Source organism: Aquimarina sp. AD1, from assembly GCF_003443695.1.
Lineage (GTDB): Bacteria > Bacteroidota > Bacteroidia > Flavobacteriales > Flavobacteriaceae > Aquimarina > Aquimarina latercula.
This window is the reverse complement of the sequence record NZ_CP031966.1, coordinates 513,871-531,640: the sequence shown is the minus strand read 5'-3', so window position 1 is coordinate 531,640 and position 17,770 is coordinate 513,871. Positions and strand designations below refer to the sequence as shown.

Here is a 17,770-nt window from a genome sequence, read left to right as displayed (position 1 = left end):
TTATGGGGTTAATTTCTTTTCTAAAAACTCTTGTTGCCTCTTCGGCAAATTATTCTTTAAATCTACATATTTCTTTTGAAAATTAGGACTCTTCAAAAGGTTATCCAAAACTTTTCTACAAAAGTTTCGAAATCTCCAATTATAATGTACCGCTCCATCAACAAGATCTATAAGGGATTGGTCGGAAAAAGCCTGTAAACTTTCTAAATATGTAAAAGCATTTTCTCTAGTACTAAAATGATGTTTCGAAGATGAATACCCTGATAATTCTGTATAAAAGTCTTGATGCTTCTCGCTTTGATATTCTTTGGTACTTAATGCTAAGACCAACCACAGAATTCGAACATTTTTATCATTAAATCCAATGATATCTTTAGTTTGCTCTAAATATCTACTTCGCTCCGAAGGAAAATTAGCCCATAAATGGTATAGTGCCGGTTCTATAGTAGCATATGATTGATCTTCTAATAAGGACTCATACTGTTTTTGTAAACTTTTAGGAATACTACTCATCGTATTGGCAATTGCTTGTCTAACATATATGTTATTAGTCTCAAATGCTTTTGTAAACAATGCCAATGCTTCTTGTGATGTATCTCCTTCTAATTGATAGATCACCTCTTGACCTAAATATTCGTTTATGGGAAAGTCTAAAGCTGTTGCTAACGTTCCCCATTTGCCCGCAATGGGTTGCGTTCGCTCTGCAGCAAGATTTAAATATTTTTTAATAAATGTAGACTTTGTCAATATATCTAGTGCTTCTTGCGAAGGAAACTCAATTGCTTCCAACCATATTTTTTGATATTCTGATAAATCTGCGCCACTTACTTCTTCAGCAATAGTAATAAAATCAGATGTGGTCACATTACCGTATTTATGTTTCTCTAAATAATTATTAATTGTTACCTTAAAATGCGCTTCACCAATATCATTTTTAAGAGCGTGTAGTGCCCAGGCACCTCGCTGATAGAACGTAAGAGAACTGGCCTTAGGATCTAATAAAGAAGTAGCATTATTAGCTTTAGATTGCTCTGTAAGTTGTTCTGCACTTTCATATAATTTATACTGAAAATATTCTTCACCAAAAATTTCTCTTTCTGCTAGCAATGCGTAATACGTAGCAAACCCTTCTTGAAGCCAATGATGTTTCCCTTCTGTTTCTGTAACTAAATCACCAAACCATTGATGAGCTAATTCATGAGCATTTACATTAATATAATTACGATCATTGAAACCAATATTATCAACTACAAAAGCATCAGAAAAAATCGTTGTTCCTGTGTTTTCCATCCCCGCATATAAAAAGTCTTTAACCGGAATTTGCTTATAATTTTGCCAAGGAAAAGCATATCCAATCTCTTTTTCGAGAAAATCAAATAGCTGTTTACTGTGCTTATAAGTAGGTTCGAATTTGTCTTTATCCTCTGGATAATAATACATTTCTAATGGAATACCACTTTCCGAGGTTTCCACCACTTTTTCATATTTACCAATAGCCAATGCTAGTAAATAACTACTCATAGGGTGTACCATATCATATTCCCATCGTTGGATAGAATCATTTACCGCTTGCTTGCTAACTAATTTACCATTAGCAATTACTTCATAATTTGAGTTATAATTGATTGTCAAATCAAATATGACCTTCTCATTCATATCGTCAAAACTAGGTAACCAATTAGATGTGTATTTACCTTGTCCTTGCGTCCATATTTGATCATTACCCTGATAATCATTTAAGAAATAAAGTGCCTTTTTAGGAGCAGCTATATACTGTATTTCGATAGTTTGCTCAGCTCCTAACTTAAAATCAGAAGTGATTTCTATTTTTTTATCATCATATACTACATCTATCTTCTCGCCATCTAATAAAACATTCATAATTCGCATGTTTTGTGCATCAATAAAAATAGATTGCGTAGGTTGCTTTATCCGAAAGGTATAAATTACTCTTCCTTCTACTTTTCTATAATTCGCATCTAGAAATATATTTACCTTTCCTGTTATAAAATCTACAGAGGATTGTTCTTTTTTTGTGTTTTCAAGTAAACTATCTACTTGCTGAGCATTGATTCCTATGGAAGCAACACTTATAATTAGACATAAAATAAATCGCATATCATTCAATAATCAAACGTTCTGCCAAAATAACGATTTTACTCTGGTTATGTGACAAATTTTACATTGAAGATTTTTATGATTAATAGTATCTTCGCTTTAATGAATCCTAATATTTTACAAACTCCAATTGATTATCTAAAAGGTGTTGGACCATCCAGAGCCGATCTATTGCGCACTGAGTTAGGAGTACATACCTGTCAGGATTTAGTAAACTTATTTCCAAATAGATATATAGATAAAACGAATTACTATAAGATAAGTGAGTTACAACGTACTTCTGCAGAAGTACAAATGGTTGGTAAAATTGTTCACATTAAAATGGTAGAGCAAAAACGAGGAAAACGTTTAGTGGCAAAGTTCATAGATGATACTGGAGAAATGGAATTAGTCTGGTTTAGAGGTCATAAATGGATAAAAGAAAACCTAAAACTTAATACGCCTTATGTTATTTTCGGAAAAACTAAGTATTATAATGGTTTCAGTATGCCGCATCCAGAAATGGAATTACTTTCGGAACATGAAAAGAATCTGAAAGTGATGATGCAACCAGTATATCCTTCAACAGAAAAATTATCAAATAGGGGTATTACTAATCGAGTGCTGAGTAAGATGATGCAACAATTATTTTTGGATACAAAAGCACGATTTTATGATACACTTTCTGAAGAAATTAGATCAGAACTAAAATTAATTCATAAAAGTGAAGCAATTCTTAATATTCACTTTCCTAAGAATCAGGAATTATTGGCTAAAGCGCAATACCGATTAAAATTCGAAGAATTATTCTATATCCAATTACAATTAATTACTAAAAAGTTAATCCGTAAACAAAAGATTAAAGGATTTCCTTTTACCGAAGTCGGTGATTACTTCACAAATTTCTATAACAATCATCTCCCTTTTGAACTCACCAATGCGCAAAAACGAGTGATTAAAGAAATTCGAAAAGATATTGGCAGCAGTGCCCAAATGAATCGATTGTTACAGGGAGATGTTGGATCAGGTAAAACAATTGTAGCCTTAATGACAATGTTATTGGCTATAGATAATGGATTTCAGGCATGTTTAATGGCTCCAACCGCGATTTTAGCCAATCAGCATTATCAAGGAATAGTAGAACTAACCCAAGAATTAGACATCAATGTACGGTTACTAATGGGTAGCTCTAAAGCAAAAGAACGTAGAGAAATCCATCAAGAATTAGAAGAAGGAACATTACATATCCTTATCGGAACTCACGCTGTTTTAGAAGATAAAGTAAAATTTAAAAATCTAGGTTTAGCGATTATAGATGAACAACATCGATTTGGAGTTGCACAACGTTCTAAATTATGGCATAAAAACACCTATCCTCCACATATTTTGGTAATGACAGCAACACCCATCCCTAGAACGCTAGCGATGAGCCTTTATGGTGATTTAGATATTTCTGTTATTGATGAATTACCACCAGGTAGAAAATCTATTAAAACAGTACATCGATATGATAGTAATCGCTTAAAAGTTTTCAAATTCATTGCCGAAGAGATTCAAAAAGGAAGGCAAATATATGTAGTCTACCCTTTGATTCAGGAATCAGAGGCTCTGGATTATAAGGATCTAATGGATGGATACGAAAGTATTGCACGCTCCTTCCCTACTCCCAGCTATCAAATCTCTATAGTACACGGCAAAATGAAACCTGCAGATAAAGACTATGAAATGGAACGTTTCGTAAAAGGCGAGACGAATATTATGGTTGCTACTACAGTAATCGAAGTAGGTGTTAATGTGCCTAATGCCAGTGTAATGATTATAGAAAGTGCAGAACGTTTCGGACTCTCACAATTACATCAATTACGTGGTCGCGTAGGTCGCGGTGCAGAACAGAGTTTTTGTATATTAATGACCAGTCATAAACTATCATCAGACAGTAAGACAAGATTAGAAACCATGGTACGCACCAATGATGGTTTTGATATTGCAGAAGTAGACCTAAAATTAAGAGGTCCTGGTGATATTATGGGTACCCAACAAAGTGGCGTTCTTAATCTTAAAATAGCAGACATCGTAAGAGATAATGATGTGCTGCAAACGGCAAGATATTACGCTATGAAAATTCTAAAAGAAGACCCAGCATTATCTCTAGAAAAAAATAAAGTACTATTATTTACTTATCAGCAACTTGCTAAACATAAAAATATCTGGAACTATATTAGCTAGGGCGTCCGAGCGGGCTATCCATTATATCTTTTTTTTAGAGCAGTGTTCTTCGAGAACCTAAGAATACTGCTCTAAAAAAAAGGATGCCATTCCTATCCCTGACGCAATTAAGCCTTATTCATATATGATTGCCATTGGATTAACACATATTTTTCTTTTTCGTTCTCCTTAATAGTCAAAAAACCATATTCATAACAGAATAAGTATACCTGTCCTTTATTATTTTTCCAATAATGAGTGAAATACTTAGGATCGAAACCTTCTTTTAGAAGCTTTTCTTTACGAATAGTTACTAACCCAGCTTTATTATAGTATTTTAAAACTTTTCGATTCTTTTTTAATTGTTTGTCTATTTTTTTAAATAAAGAATATTCTTTCTCTTTATTTTTCTGATAATAAAAAGCAGACCTGCAATAAGAAGAACAGAATTTTTTTCCTACCCTTCCCTCGATTTGTTCTTTACAATACGTACACTGTCGTTCCATAACACACCTTTGTAAGATAGTGTCTTCAAACCCATAAATGTTACCTATCCATCGAATTAAACGTTTATTAAACGTTTAATTCGATGTCTTATATTGTGATTGATTATAAAACAATACATCTTTGGAACAAATGAAACATATTAGTAAAAACATCACCTTAAAACACTTAATGATTGATCAACAAAAAATGATTGGTTTGCAATTTTATCCGGATAAAATAATCCAAGCTTTAATCAAAGAGCTACCTAATCCTAGGTGGAGTAGTCAATACGGAATGGTATATATTGTGAATACTAAGAGAAATTTAGATTTAATTTTTAATAAGTTTAAAGGGGTAGCCTGGATCAACACTAATACTTTTTTTAAAGATAAACCTTTATCCAATGACAACAAGGCTATCGACATTAACTATTACAGAAATAGGGAAAAAAGCGATAACTTTAGATTTTGCCCTGATACATATTTACTAAAATTAGAATTAAAAAAATATGCGCCTAACACAGTTAGAGCTTATGTTAATGCTTTTGAAACATTTATAAACTATCATAAAACAAAACCATTAATAGAGATCAATGAAAATGATATTAGACAATATCTACAATACATGATTAATAACAACAAATCTGATTCTGCCATAAATATTGCTGTGAATAGTATCAAATTTTATTTTGAAATTGTACTAGATATGCCTAATCGTTTTTATCAAATAGAACGACCACGGAAAAAAGAAAAACTGCCCGTAGTAATAAGTAAACAAGAGGTTAAATCAATGATCAATCTTACGACTAATATAAAACATCGTGCTATTATAAGTTTATTATACTCATCAGGTATGCGACGTGGTGAGTTATTAAACCTCAAACTTACTGATATTGATAGTAAACGAATGCTTATCAAAATTCATGATGCAAAAGGCGGAAAAAGTAGGATAACCTTACTATCTAAGAACATTTTAGATGAATTACGAACATATTTTAAGGAATATCATCCAAAAACATACTTATTTGAAGGGCAAAAAGGTGGGAAATATGGTGCTAATAGCACTTTAAAACTTGTAAAAATGGCAGCAAAGCGTGCTAACATAGAAACCGAAGTCACACCACACGTATTACGACATAGTTTTGCTACTCATTTGATTGAAAGTGGCACTAGTATTAGATTTATCCAACAACTATTAGGACATAATTCTATAAAAACAACAGAAATCTACACTAACGTATCTACCACCTATTTTAATGAAATAAAAAATCCATTAGATGAACTCTGATAAAGGAGATATATCACTACTTTTACGGATATACAATTGTTATCTGTAATTGCAATGACTGTAACCAAATATCATATTGAATTGTATAAAAAAGTTGGAGGTGATGTAGACCATCTTCAGCGAATAGGAACTTCCGAAGAAAAAAGTATCGCCAATCAAAACATCATTGTAGAGATGGAAGAACTTGTTTCTAATTTGGAATTAATAAAAAATGGAATGACCTCGAATCAATATGAGGAAGAAATAAACGCAAAGCTTGACAAATTATGCATTGATGATTCCATAATTGTTGAATTGAAAAAACTAAAATCATTTAGATAGAATTTATGAAACCATCTTTGGAATTACCGAAAACTTTAAGAGCTCCTGAAATTGATGAAGTTCCTATGAATTCATCAGTAAGTGAACGTTTAAAGCTACGAGAAACAGCAAAAATTGTGGAAGGATTCAAAATTCTACCAAAAGACAATAATCCGGAAAACAAAGAATTAGCTTTTAATTTCTACGCTGAAATTAATATTGACAACTCAAAACTTTGGGATTTAATACTTGAATTGAGCAATCAGATGCCAGATGAAATTTCATTGATTTTTAATCATTCTGATTGTGACCCTGAATACGGAAAATATTCCGACAAAAATCAAACTCTTGACTTTCTTTCTAAATATAAGACTGAAATTATTTCCGACACTTTTATCGATATTGGAATGATTTTTCACTCGGATTCTGAATTAATCGAAATTTTTGTTCCTGATTCTAAATACATAAAGTTTTGGGGAGTTGATCAAGAATCATTTCTCAAATCGATGGATAAGTTTGACCTTAAAGAAATTGACGGAATTGAATTTGTGGATGAATATCCAAAAGTTAGAGAACCTTTAAGATTATTTGATAAAAATACAACAGACTCGAACGAACTGATTGAATTATTTAGGACAAATTTTAAATAAAAAAACAGATAACACTATATAACAAAACATAGCTGCCCTTTAGGTCAGCAACGTTTGTTATATTAAACGTTAGTGGTAATTAACAAGAAAAATGAAAATAATGCGGTTAATTGGATACTGGAAAAGTGGATTTGAAATATCATTGCCCCATCCTATTAATTTTGTTGACTCTGAATGGGATACTAATGAGAAAAGTAAAGTAATTAAACATCTAAATAAATCGCATTTTCTTCCTGGTGTTGCTGCTGGATATAGCTATTGTAGACTATGTGACAAAACGGATAATGGATGCCGAGAAAAATCTGACGGTCAATTTGTTTGGCCAGAAGGTTTCTTACATTATGTGGAAGAGCATAATGTTAAACCACCTCAAGAATTTATAGATCATTGTATTAATAATCCTCAAATTCAAATAATTGATTGGAATCAAGAAATAGAATTCGATAGAAAATGGTGGAATAAACAGTGTGGGATGGAAACTCCAGAGTCCAAATCTTTCATAGACCCCTATGAACACACATATCCTAAATTTTATAATGTAAAACTCAAGAATTTTGATAATGATAAATTCAAATTAGAATACAGAAAATTTCTAAAAGATGTCGCTAATATTTTAGATACTACTGTTATTGAGATGCATCGCAAATTATCAGATGAAACTAAGGAACTAATTATTACGGAAAATGATGCAAAAAATATTGAAAAGCTTAGCAATAAAAATCTTTTTTTGAATATAAAAAACAACCACTAACACTATATAACAAAACATAGTTACCCTTCGGGACAACAACGTTTGTTATATTTACCGTTGTACAACATATGACAAAAATTTTGACCATATTATTCTTATTTATCACTCTGTTTTGTAGTGCTCAATCTGAAAAAGAAAATACTATTGAGATTAGCGGAATAATTTACTCATCTGTAAATAACAAACCATTATCTGATGTTATTGTTTCGTTTGATTCTAGATCTAGAGGAGCTTCAACGAATGAAAATGGAGAATTCAAATATGTTTATCATTTGAGATCAGGAGATAGTATAGAAAAAATTGAGACTATTGCGATGGGCTACAAACCATTGGACACCATAATAAATGTGAATAGTGGAAAAAATATTAACTTTAATATCATACTCAAACCGCATCTTGGAATTAACCGTCAACAAGCTCTTGATCATATAGAAATTGGAAAAATTAACTTATTGTTATCCGGAGGAATAGCTCCAGTGGTCTATCAGTCCGACGAAAAATTCTCTAAAAAGTACAATCTGAACTTTGTGGAGTTTGGATGCGAAGCAGTTGCTGAGGAAAGTCTTTATGAATATAACAAAACCGTTTTCGAATATCTTGACAAGAAGTACGGAAAAAAATGGCGTAAAGAAATACGGAAAGATATAATCGGATTAAAAAACAAATAAAATACGTTGTACAACAACATATATGTGCCATAGCAACTAAGTGATCAATCGGATGGTTGTTGTATTTTTGGTAAGGCGCAATGCTTGCAGAAAGTAAAAGTTGGCAATCAATGCGCAGTTTTTGTCGAAAACAGGGTAACATTTTGCTCTGCTACGACACATATATTAAACGTTGTAGGTAATCAATACAAAACAAACAATTACTTTTTTTTAAACTCTAAAACTAAATCTGTTTTGTAAAGTATAACTATAAATAACAGTTATGACTATAGTTATTAATCTAGATGGTGTTGGATAAAGTTTCAAAAAATCAACTAAAAATTTCATTGCACAATAACTTAATAAGATTGCTCCTATTCCAACAATAAAGTATCTGAAAAACTGAGCTTTAACTGATAGTGTTGAATTTTGAAAAGTAATATATCTACTGAGTATAAAACCAGTTAAAAACGTAATTGGAAAGACAAAAAACAAAGATGCTATATGCGGACTCAGAACAAAAAAGCCCATATCTACATTTTGTTTCGAGAAAATAAAATTATAGAAAACAAAATATAAAAAAGTATCAAAAACTAAATTACTACCTCCACAAACTCCATATCTATAAGTTTTCAAAGGAATGAATCTTTGAAACAAAAAATAAAAAGAGTCTATAATACGGATTATAATCTTTATCATAAAATCAAAGACGCTAAACTAATCAAGTAATACGCAACTGAAAAGAAAAAAATGATAATTGCTTAAACAAACTACCTACAACACGATATATATGTCATAGCAGCTAAGTGACCAATCGAATGGTCTTTGTATTTTTGCTAAGGCGCAATGCTTGCAGAAAGTAAAAGTTAGCAACCAATGCGCAGAAAAATCAAAAAGCAAGGTAACATTTTGCCCTGCTACGACACATATATTAAACGTTGTAGCCAATTAAACGACAGAATGATAAAGGATAAAATTTTGGGAGAAATTTTGGCGAGAAAAAACTCGGACAAAACAGTTGTTGTTTCAATTTGCGGAGCTGCTGATTTGGGGAAGTCCTTTTTGTCCCAAGAAATATCTGAATCATTAAGAAAACTGAATTTTAAAGTTGCCCATTTGACTTTAGACTCGTACTTATTAGATAGAGTGACAAGAAAGAATAAAGGAATTAGTGGTTATCAGACAGAATCATACGATTTAGAAAATGCCTTGAGTGATTTGATTGTCTTAAAAAATGGCAATTCCATTGAATTTTATCCTTATGACCATTCAATCGGTAAATCCAGTTCGAAATCCTCAAGAATGGGTGAATCTGATATTGTGATTTTTGACGGACTACATTCAATGCACCCTTCTTTTATTTCAAATGTTGATATGACTGTTTTTCTTTATACCCAAGACAGGTATCTGAAAACTATAAGAAGTGAAGCGGATTTAGCAAAACGGAATTACACAATTGAGTTCTCTAAAAGTATATCAGAAATTGAATTCAATTTATATAAAACCAATGTAGAGCCCTATAAAAGTAAAGCTGATTGTCTATTGTTTTTGGAATCCAAATGGAAATATAATTTAACAATAACTGGCTACAACACTATATATAGCAAATAGGGCTATTAGTGTTTAATCAAAAGGCTATTTTCTATTTGCAAAGCCACCAAATCTTTTGATTTGGTATTAAAGAGAAAAATTAAAACAAAATGCAAAAGATTTGGCTTGTGGCTAAACCGAGAATAATCGCTTGTTTTATGCCCTACTTGCCATATATTTAACGTTATGCACAAGCTAGTGAAATCTGAAAAGCAGTATGAATAATCGGACGGGATAATGGTCAACGACATGAGTATTTTTGTGATGGTAAGTTCTAATACAAAGATTCTCCCCTATCAGCATCTGACGGAATAAAGGCCATCGAAATTTTGTGATGGTAATCGCTAAACCCAAAGTCGCAAAGCGATCGCGGGAATTTGAAAAAACAGAACGCAAATAGTACGCAAGCAATCATCGCTTTGCCTGGACAAGTTTGCAAAATAAAGGCTGAATAAAAAAGCCAGTGCATAACAAGATGTATAATTCATAGCGGCGGAAATTCCTAACGGAATTTCACGCAGGTTTACTAATTTTGAACAATGCGGAATATTAGTTTTAGATTGTCCCGCTACAAAATCATACATTAACCGTTGTAGAACATTAACCAAAATAAATTCAAAATTAGAGTAACATTTTGCTTCTTTTCGACACATACTTATAACCGGTTTTAAAATATCTAATAAATTAAATTATGAAATTAAAGAATTTAGCTTTTATCATTATTGTCTTTTTATATAGTTGCGATACTGAAGAAAATGATTTAGAAGAATCAATAAATGAAGATTCTATTGCTTTTACTATAGCTATTTCAAATCTTGAAAATAAAAATGGAGTAATAATAACTGAAAATACCGTAACCTTCACAGAAGATATAACAATACCTGAAGATGTTGTTCTCAATTTTAATGTTAGAGATCGTATGATCATTAACTCAGATGTTACAGTAACAATCAATGGTATAATATCAGCTGGAAAATTTCAAATATTTGAAATAGCAGATGGAGGAAAAGTAAATGGTTGTCCACAAATTGAATATATTACCCCTCAATGGTGGGGAACAGACGATTCAGGATCTACTCCGGCATCAGACAATTTTCAAACTGCAATTGAATCCTTTGATTGTATTAAAAAATTTGTATCAAGTGGAAAATTTCTAGTTGATAAAGAAATTTTGTTAAATATAGATGAAAGAAGCTATGATTTTACTGGAAGTCATTTTATAGGAACAGAAATAGGAACTTTATTTGGTGCAGGAGGGTTGGTAACAATCGGAAATAGAAATTTTAATTTTGATAAAAATTATTCTGTTGAAAATGTAACTGTCCAAGGGGGGATATTTGAACCAAAATATAATCACGATAATTCTTTGTCAATCTTAAATTCTAAGAACATCAAAATATCTGATATTACTATATTCGGAGATAAAGGTCTAAGAGGAATAGCTCTTCAAACACCAGGAGAAAACCTTGTAAATAACCCAATTATTGAAAATATAATTATCGAAAACATTCTGCAAGAAGGAGGTGTAAATGTTATAAATATTGACTTGAATCACGGTTTAGTTAAAGATGTTATAATAAACAATGTAATTGGTTCAAGTATAAATGAAATTAATCCTCAAAACAATAAGCGAGAAGCAGCTTTTAGATGTAGTGGTCAAATAAGCCCTGAAAGTAATGAAATTAGAATAGATGGATTAACAATTGATAATGTACTTCTTGACGAAGTTTATATGGGATTTAACTTAAGAGGTATTAAAACAAGTATTTCAAATGTAGAAATTGATAAGGTTGATTTTAGAGGTTTTAATATATACGGAGCAGAATCGTTGAGTATAAATAATGTTCAGATAAAAGGTTCTGGGGCTAATTTCTCTACTACTGGCATATACATTGATCATTTTGAACCTATTAATGGATCCGATATTAATCTGAGTAAAATAGAGCTTACCGGGGAATTTGGGTTGGGTATATGGAATAGATCAAAAGAAGTTTCTTTTACTAATGTCTATGCTAATATTAAATCAAACAATACAGTTATTAAAAATACTGGTGATAATTGTGTTTACTCAAGTTTGTATATTAAAAATAATGAATCATCTCCGATACATGCTGCCATTTTTAATGGGTTTGAAAATAATGATATTCCATCTATAGGCATAAATGCGAATTTTGACGGAGTAATTTTAGGTAATTTTACTCACGGAGTAATCAACCAAGCTCAAAACTCTAATTTCAACTTTCAGTTTGACGGTACATTCAATAATGGAGCTTTTTTTACTTTCTACAATGCCAATGGGTACTCAAGTGTTTATAGAGCTAATATGAATTTAAGTTCTAATTCAACCCCCATAAACAACTACAGAAATGGAGATTTATATGAATTATATGTTTATGATCCTATAAATAATATATATGTGCTAAATCCATAAACGTTCTACAACAGTTTGTATAGTTCATTTGCTACCTTCGGGAAGCAAACGCACCATACAAGAGACGTTGTAAGTAATTTACTAACCCAAGAAACTGAATGGAAAAAATTCAAAATCAGAAACATTCAAGAGAAACTATCTACTACTCTATTTCACGAATGTTGGAAAGAGCATCTTATTATGGATTTCGAGCTCTTATGGTTCTTTATATGGTTGGAGAAACGCTGAAAATGGAAAGAACTGAAGCATTAAGCATTTATGGCTGGTTTACAGCTTCTTTAGTCTTTTCTCAAATTGTTGGAGCTCTTTTTGGAGACTTACTAATCGGAAATAAAAAATCAATAATTATTGGTGGAATTATTCAATCAATAGGAGCTTTTAGTTTGTGCATTCCTTCCACAACTGGACTTTATTTAGGTTTGTTTCTTGTCGTTTTAGGTAGTGGTTTTTTTACCCCAAATATCATCTCAAATTTCGGAAAGACATATCTGAATAAGACTAAACTATTAGATTCAGGATTTACGATATTTTATCTCGCAATAAATTTGGGTTCCTTCTTAGGAATTTTACTAATTGGATATTTAGGAGAAACATATGGTTACAATATCGGATTTATTATATCTGGAATATTAATGTTAGTCTCAATAATTCCTATTCTTCTTTCAAAAGAAAAAAGATTGGATGAAATTGAGAAAAATGAGTTTCCAATTTTTAACATTTTAATTGCATTTATAGTTGTTGGGTTATTTTGGGGATTTTACGAATTATCAAGCATTCGGTCTTTTGATTTACAATTACAATTGAGTGAAATATCAACTTTAGGTATTCCAAATCATTTATGGCAATCAATCAACTCTATTTTCATTTTACCAATTAGTATAATCTCAATTATTTTGTGGACTTACTTTTACAGCAGTCAATTCTTTAAATTAATGTTTGGATTTATTTTTGGAGTAATATCATTCGGAATATTATTCTTCATTCCAGAAGTACCGACTGAACAGCATACTGTAACTTATTTGATTTCATTACTTTTTCTTTCAATTTCGGAAATTCATATTGCGCCAATAATTGATTCAATTTTGACAAAATATTCTAATCCAAAATATTTAGCAATTCTAATTAGTTTGGTATTTCTACCAACGAGATTAATTTCCTTAGTTTTTGGACTGTTTAACGATAAATTATATGAAAATCCAATGTTAGGATTGAAAATTGGAATAGTTGGAATGACTATTATCGGAATTGGACTGATTGGATATGTAGTGTGGAATAAAAACTACCTACAACAACGTGTATAAAACATAGCTAATAAATGCTAAACAGAAAGGTTTGTGCTTATCTGCAAAGACCGCCAAATTTTTAATTTGGCTTTTAAAAAATGAAAAATTAAAAACAAAATATAAAAATTCGACTCTGTGTTAATCCGAAAAGTCGGTGTCTTTTTTTCACGCCACGTTTCATACACAAGCCGTTATGCCTAATTAAAACAAATCTCAGATCGAAATGAGTAAGGAATTAGAACTATTACAATCAGAATTAAATAATAGTTACCCCGAATTAATTAAATTAGAAAAGAATGCCCTTGTTGCTCAACCAGAGCCCTTCTCCTCTACATATGATCTTTTATTAAAAAATGAAATGAGAAGTTGTACAATCTCATTGTATGGATATGAAAAAATTCATAAATGCGTTTTTGAATGGGACAATTGCGCAATATTTGAAATATTTAGTGTCGACGTAAAAAGAATTGGAGAAATTATATTGGATTGGGTATTTAAAAAATCAATGCCATCTAAAATGAAAAATCAATTTCCTGAAATAGAATTTGGTTTACTTGCTGAATATTATGAAAAGGGAGAAGGAATAAAAGGTGAATTTATTGAGAGCTGGAATTCAATTGAAGAGTTTTATATTAGTTTTTCTGATAGTTGGAAATCAAAAGGAGAAGATGCTATAAGATTGATTAAAAAAATGAGAAAAGTAGGACTTGATGAAAGACTTAGAGCTGGACAATCATTATGGTTTTTTATTCTGTCAAGGTCGAGAAGGCACGGTTTAGAAGAAAATGCTTCTTATATCGAGATTACTTTTCTTGGTGATGATAAAATGTCGATAAAATCCAATTTTAATGGTAAAAAAACGAGTTTGGAAAGTAAAGTAGAATATGAAGGATATCTACAAGATAGCATCAAAAAATTGTTAATAGAAAAAATAAAATAAAAAGGCATAACAGGTTGTATATTGCATATGCTGCCTTCGGCTAGCAAACGCATCATACAAGCAACGTTAGAGCATATTATAAAAAACACTCATCTGAATTGGATATAAACTTCACAAGATTAATAACAAATGGAGAGTTTGGTTTTCTAAAAATCGGACAAAATAAATCCGAAATTGAAAATCAAAATCTTGTTCCTGAATGCTGGCTGAATAATGAGTCTAAAGAATCCTCTAGAATATGGAGATATGGGAATTTTGAACTGCATTTTGATGATAAAACTCATCTAACTGGAATATTCAATGATTACGTTGACGAACTTGACGGAGGAGAAAGTTTAAATGTTATGGATAATTGGATTCTAAAAAAAGGCATCCACCCTACTCTTGATGAAGTAACTAATGAATTGACTTCTAAAAAACTTAACTTTTCAAAGGACACGGACTCTTTAGGATTAATTACGATTAAATTAAACAACGGAGTATATATGATATTTGAAAATCTGAATGAAGGACGAGAAATATCTCAAGGAGATTACGGAATGACTGTTATCGGAAAAAAATAAACATGCTCTAACAACATATATGTGGTCATAGCAGTTCGGTGATAAATCGATTGGTTCGTGTATATTTGGTAAGGCGCAATGCTTGAAGAATGGAAAAGTTAGCAACCAATGCGCAGAAAAATCGAAAAGCAAGGTAACATTTTGCCCTGCTACGACACATATATTAAACGTTGTACACAATTATGAAAAAAAAATTACTAATAATATTGATATTTCAACTTGGAGTTTTAGTTGCGCAAGAAAATAAATCTTTAATTGGTGAATGGAGAGTTGTTTCAGTTGATAATGGAGAGGTATATCTAAATGTAAAAACGGATTCCGTTTCTACCACGGCCGAATTTGATAAGAAACATAAAACTAAAGTATCTCATCAAGATGGAATAGCGGAAATCAGAGCATTCTCATCTAAAAATGAGTTCATATTTTCGGAAAATGGTGAATTCAGAGTTTATATGAATTCAAAAAGAAAGACAAAATATTTAGATGGAAATTTAAGCCTTAATGTCAAAAGTAGAACAGGGAAAGAAATGCAAAAAGAACTTGAACTTGAATTTATTAATGAATTACTTTTAGTTCAGTTCAAATTTATAGCTATGAGAGGTAATAAACCGACTGAATATCTGCTTGAACGAATATAACAACTGTGTACAACAACATATATGTGATCATAGCAGCTAATTGATGAATCGAAAGGTCGTTGTATTTTTGGTAAGGCGCAATGCTTGCTCGAAAGTAAAAGTTAGCAACCAATGCGCGGAAAAATCAAAAAGCATGGTAACATTTTGCTCTGCTACGACACATATATTAAACGTTGTACAGCATTATGAATATTCAGAAACTAGTTATCATAATTGGAGTTTTAACAACTTTAGCTTCTTGCTTTAGAAAACCTAATATGGAAAATATTATTCTCTATGCGAATAGGGAAGCTCCTCTCGGACATGTGCATCTGACAGTATTCAAAGACAGTACTTTTGAATTTGAATTAAGTGGAGTCACAACAAGCAAAATATGGAAAGGAAAGGCTGTTATTAAAAAAGATTCTATTAATTTCAATTATTACGACTCAATTCCTGTGGTTGGTAAAAAAGCTTACTATAACAATAAATATGTTGAATATTTAGAAAAGTTAGAAAGAGTAGAAATTAAGTTCAATAAATTAAAATCTGAGAAAAAAAACGCTGTAGAGCATTAAAAAACAATAAGATGGGATTAGATTCTGTAGAATTGGTAATGTCTATCGAAGACAAATTTGGAGTAATTATTCCAGATGCAGAATATGCAAACATTAGTACGATTCAACAAATGGCTGATGCAATCTTTCAAAGATTAAAACTGGAACCGAATAAGAAATGCTTATCACAAATAATTTTCTATAGAGTAAGACGTGCTTTTGAGGAGTTTGGTAACGAGAAGCAAAGTATTTCACCAAATACTAAAATGATCGATTTACTCAACAAAACTGATCTAAAATCTGATTGGACTAAATTAGAGAATCGAATTGGACTAAAAGTCCCAGATTTAGTTGACCTAGATTTTAACAGCACTTTGAACAAAGAAGTTCGCTTTTTAGGTTTCAAAATATTTGATCGAACGGAACCTGTAGCAGAAAATACTTTGCGAAAACTTACTGATTGGATTATTTCAATGAATTCCGATGAATTGATTCCCATCGAACGTATTTCGAGTAAATACGAAATAGAAAGAATTATTTGTGGAATAACGGAGGATAAAACAGGAGTTCCGATAAGTGAAATTGAATTGCATCATTCCTTTACAAATGATCTGGGAATAGATTAAATAAAAACGCTGTACAACAACATATATGTGATCATAGCAGTTAAGTTATGAATCGAAAGGTTCGTGTATATTTGGTAAGGAGCAATGCTTGCAGAAAGTAAAAGTTAGCAATCAATGCGCAGAAAGATCAAAAAGCATGGTAATACTTTGCTCTGCTACGACACATATATTAAACGTTACCTGCAAGCCGAACAAACCAATGAAAAATATTTTAACATTCATTCTTATAGCATTTTTACTAACTTCTTGTTCGAATCAAGAAAAGCGGATAATACTATTAGAAAAAGAATTAAATATTGAACTTGGGAAAGATTATAAAATAATTCAGGATGACGATGTTTCCCATAATGGGTTTGAAAGTTATTACACTCTAAAACTGAAAATAGAACTCAACAAAAATGACCTCGAAAGAATTGTTAAACAGCTAGAATCTGAACCATATTTTGATCAACTCGGTAAATTCAGAAGTGAAACTGGACGTTACAGACTCGCAGGGCAAGAGAATATTGATTATTTTGAAAATGCAACTGACTCTTTAAAAAGAACAAAATATCGAGGGAGTTGGTTTAAAACAAATACTGGTTTTGAATTTATGGACTTGGGAAATAAAATGGAACCAATTGATGCGGAAATTAATTTAAAAGAACTTACTCTTAAATTTGAATTTAGTCATTTATAAAAACTGAACTCAATAGAAAGCCAGCAGGTAACATGGTGTATATAACATAGCTAATAAGTGC

At 31.2% G+C, this 17,770-nt stretch carries 18 protein-coding genes; 15 read left to right on the top strand and 3 right to left on the bottom strand.

What is annotated here, in order from left to right:
• Positions 1-2,118: a M1 family metallopeptidase gene (locus tag D1815_RS02560; protein WP_233557641.1), complete on the bottom strand. Its 2,118-nt coding sequence runs from the start codon at positions 2,116-2,118 to the stop codon at positions 1-3.
• A gap of 102 nt (positions 2,119-2,220) precedes the next feature.
• Here D1815_RS02560 and recG point away from each other — a divergent pair, with 102 nt between their 5' ends.
• Positions 2,221-4,323: an ATP-dependent DNA helicase RecG gene (recG, locus tag D1815_RS02555; protein WP_118389836.1), complete on the top strand. Its 2,103-nt coding sequence runs from the start codon at positions 2,221-2,223 to the stop codon at positions 4,321-4,323.
• A gap of 107 nt (positions 4,324-4,430) precedes the next feature.
• On the opposite strand, the gene D1815_RS02550 is transcribed toward recG, so the two are convergent.
• Complete coding sequence (locus D1815_RS02550) at positions 4,431-4,808, bottom strand: hypothetical protein (protein WP_118385819.1); 378 nt, start codon at positions 4,806-4,808, stop codon at positions 4,431-4,433.
• Positions 4,809-4,938: 130 nt separating this feature from the next.
• Between D1815_RS02550 and xerA the strand changes: the two genes are divergently transcribed.
• The 5 genes from xerA to D1815_RS02525 all read left to right on the top strand — a co-directional run bounded on the left by xerA (position 4,939) and on the right by D1815_RS02525 (position 8,444).
• Positions 4,939-6,075: a site-specific tyrosine recombinase/integron integrase gene (gene xerA / locus D1815_RS02545; protein WP_240337554.1), complete on the top strand. Its 1,137-nt coding sequence runs from the start codon at positions 4,939-4,941 to the stop codon at positions 6,073-6,075.
• Between the two features lie 54 nt (positions 6,076-6,129).
• Complete coding sequence (locus D1815_RS02540; RefSeq protein ID WP_118385818.1) at positions 6,130-6,396, top strand: hypothetical protein; 267 nt, start codon at positions 6,130-6,132, stop codon at positions 6,394-6,396.
• Positions 6,397-6,401: 5 nt separating this feature from the next.
• Positions 6,402-7,025, top strand: a complete 624-nt coding sequence (locus D1815_RS02535) for a hypothetical protein (RefSeq protein ID WP_118385817.1) — start codon at positions 6,402-6,404, stop codon at positions 7,023-7,025.
• A gap of 100 nt (positions 7,026-7,125) precedes the next feature.
• Entirely contained in the window at positions 7,126-7,776 is a 651-nt protein-coding gene (locus D1815_RS02530) for a hypothetical protein (protein ID WP_162897326.1), read from the top strand.
• Positions 7,777-7,844: 68 nt separating this feature from the next.
• A complete protein-coding gene (locus tag D1815_RS02525) occupies positions 7,845-8,444 on the top strand; it encodes a carboxypeptidase-like regulatory domain-containing protein (RefSeq protein ID WP_118385815.1) in 600 nt (199 codons plus the stop codon).
• Positions 8,445-8,654: 210 nt separating this feature from the next.
• Here D1815_RS02525 and D1815_RS24060 read toward each other — a convergent pair whose 3' ends face one another.
• Positions 8,655-9,122 carry a GtrA family protein gene (locus D1815_RS24060; protein ID WP_118385814.1) on the bottom strand — a complete coding sequence of 156 codons (468 nt, stop codon included), beginning with the start codon at positions 9,120-9,122 and terminating at the stop codon, positions 8,655-8,657.
• 177 nt (positions 9,123-9,299) lie between these two features.
• Between D1815_RS24060 and D1815_RS02515 the strand changes: the two genes are divergently transcribed.
• The 9 genes from D1815_RS02515 to D1815_RS02470 all read left to right on the top strand — a co-directional run bounded on the left by D1815_RS02515 (position 9,300) and on the right by D1815_RS02470 (position 17,709).
• The gene (locus tag D1815_RS02515) at positions 9,300-10,034 is read left to right on the top strand and encodes a uridine kinase (RefSeq protein ID WP_118385813.1); all 735 of its coding nucleotides are present in this window, start codon (positions 9,300-9,302) and stop codon (positions 10,032-10,034) included.
• Between the two features lie 670 nt (positions 10,035-10,704).
• The gene (locus D1815_RS02505; protein ID WP_118385811.1) at positions 10,705-12,444 is read left to right on the top strand and encodes a hypothetical protein; all 1,740 of its coding nucleotides are present in this window, start codon (positions 10,705-10,707) and stop codon (positions 12,442-12,444) included.
• Between the two features lie 98 nt (positions 12,445-12,542).
• Positions 12,543-13,745, top strand: coding sequence for an MFS transporter (locus D1815_RS02500; RefSeq protein WP_118385810.1), 1,203 nt, complete (start codon positions 12,543-12,545; stop codon positions 13,743-13,745).
• A 205-nt stretch (positions 13,746-13,950) separates the two neighbouring features.
• Positions 13,951-14,667, top strand: coding sequence for a hypothetical protein (locus tag D1815_RS02495; RefSeq protein WP_118385809.1), 717 nt, complete (start codon positions 13,951-13,953; stop codon positions 14,665-14,667).
• A 98-nt stretch (positions 14,668-14,765) separates the two neighbouring features.
• A complete protein-coding gene (locus D1815_RS02490) occupies positions 14,766-15,230 on the top strand; it encodes a hypothetical protein (protein WP_118385808.1) in 465 nt (154 codons plus the stop codon).
• A 206-nt stretch (positions 15,231-15,436) separates the two neighbouring features.
• Complete coding sequence (locus tag D1815_RS02485) at positions 15,437-15,868, top strand: hypothetical protein (protein ID WP_147404216.1); 432 nt, start codon at positions 15,437-15,439, stop codon at positions 15,866-15,868.
• Between the two features lie 185 nt (positions 15,869-16,053).
• Positions 16,054-16,425, top strand: coding sequence for a hypothetical protein (locus D1815_RS02480; protein ID WP_118385806.1), 372 nt, complete (start codon positions 16,054-16,056; stop codon positions 16,423-16,425).
• Positions 16,426-16,436: 11 nt separating this feature from the next.
• On the top strand, positions 16,437-17,030 hold the full coding sequence (locus tag D1815_RS02475; RefSeq protein ID WP_118385805.1) for a phosphopantetheine-binding protein: 594 nt from the start codon (positions 16,437-16,439) through the stop codon (positions 17,028-17,030).
• Between the two features lie 199 nt (positions 17,031-17,229).
• A complete protein-coding gene (locus tag D1815_RS02470) occupies positions 17,230-17,709 on the top strand; it encodes a hypothetical protein (protein WP_118385804.1) in 480 nt (159 codons plus the stop codon).
• The last annotated feature ends 61 nt before the right edge of the window (positions 17,710-17,770 follow it).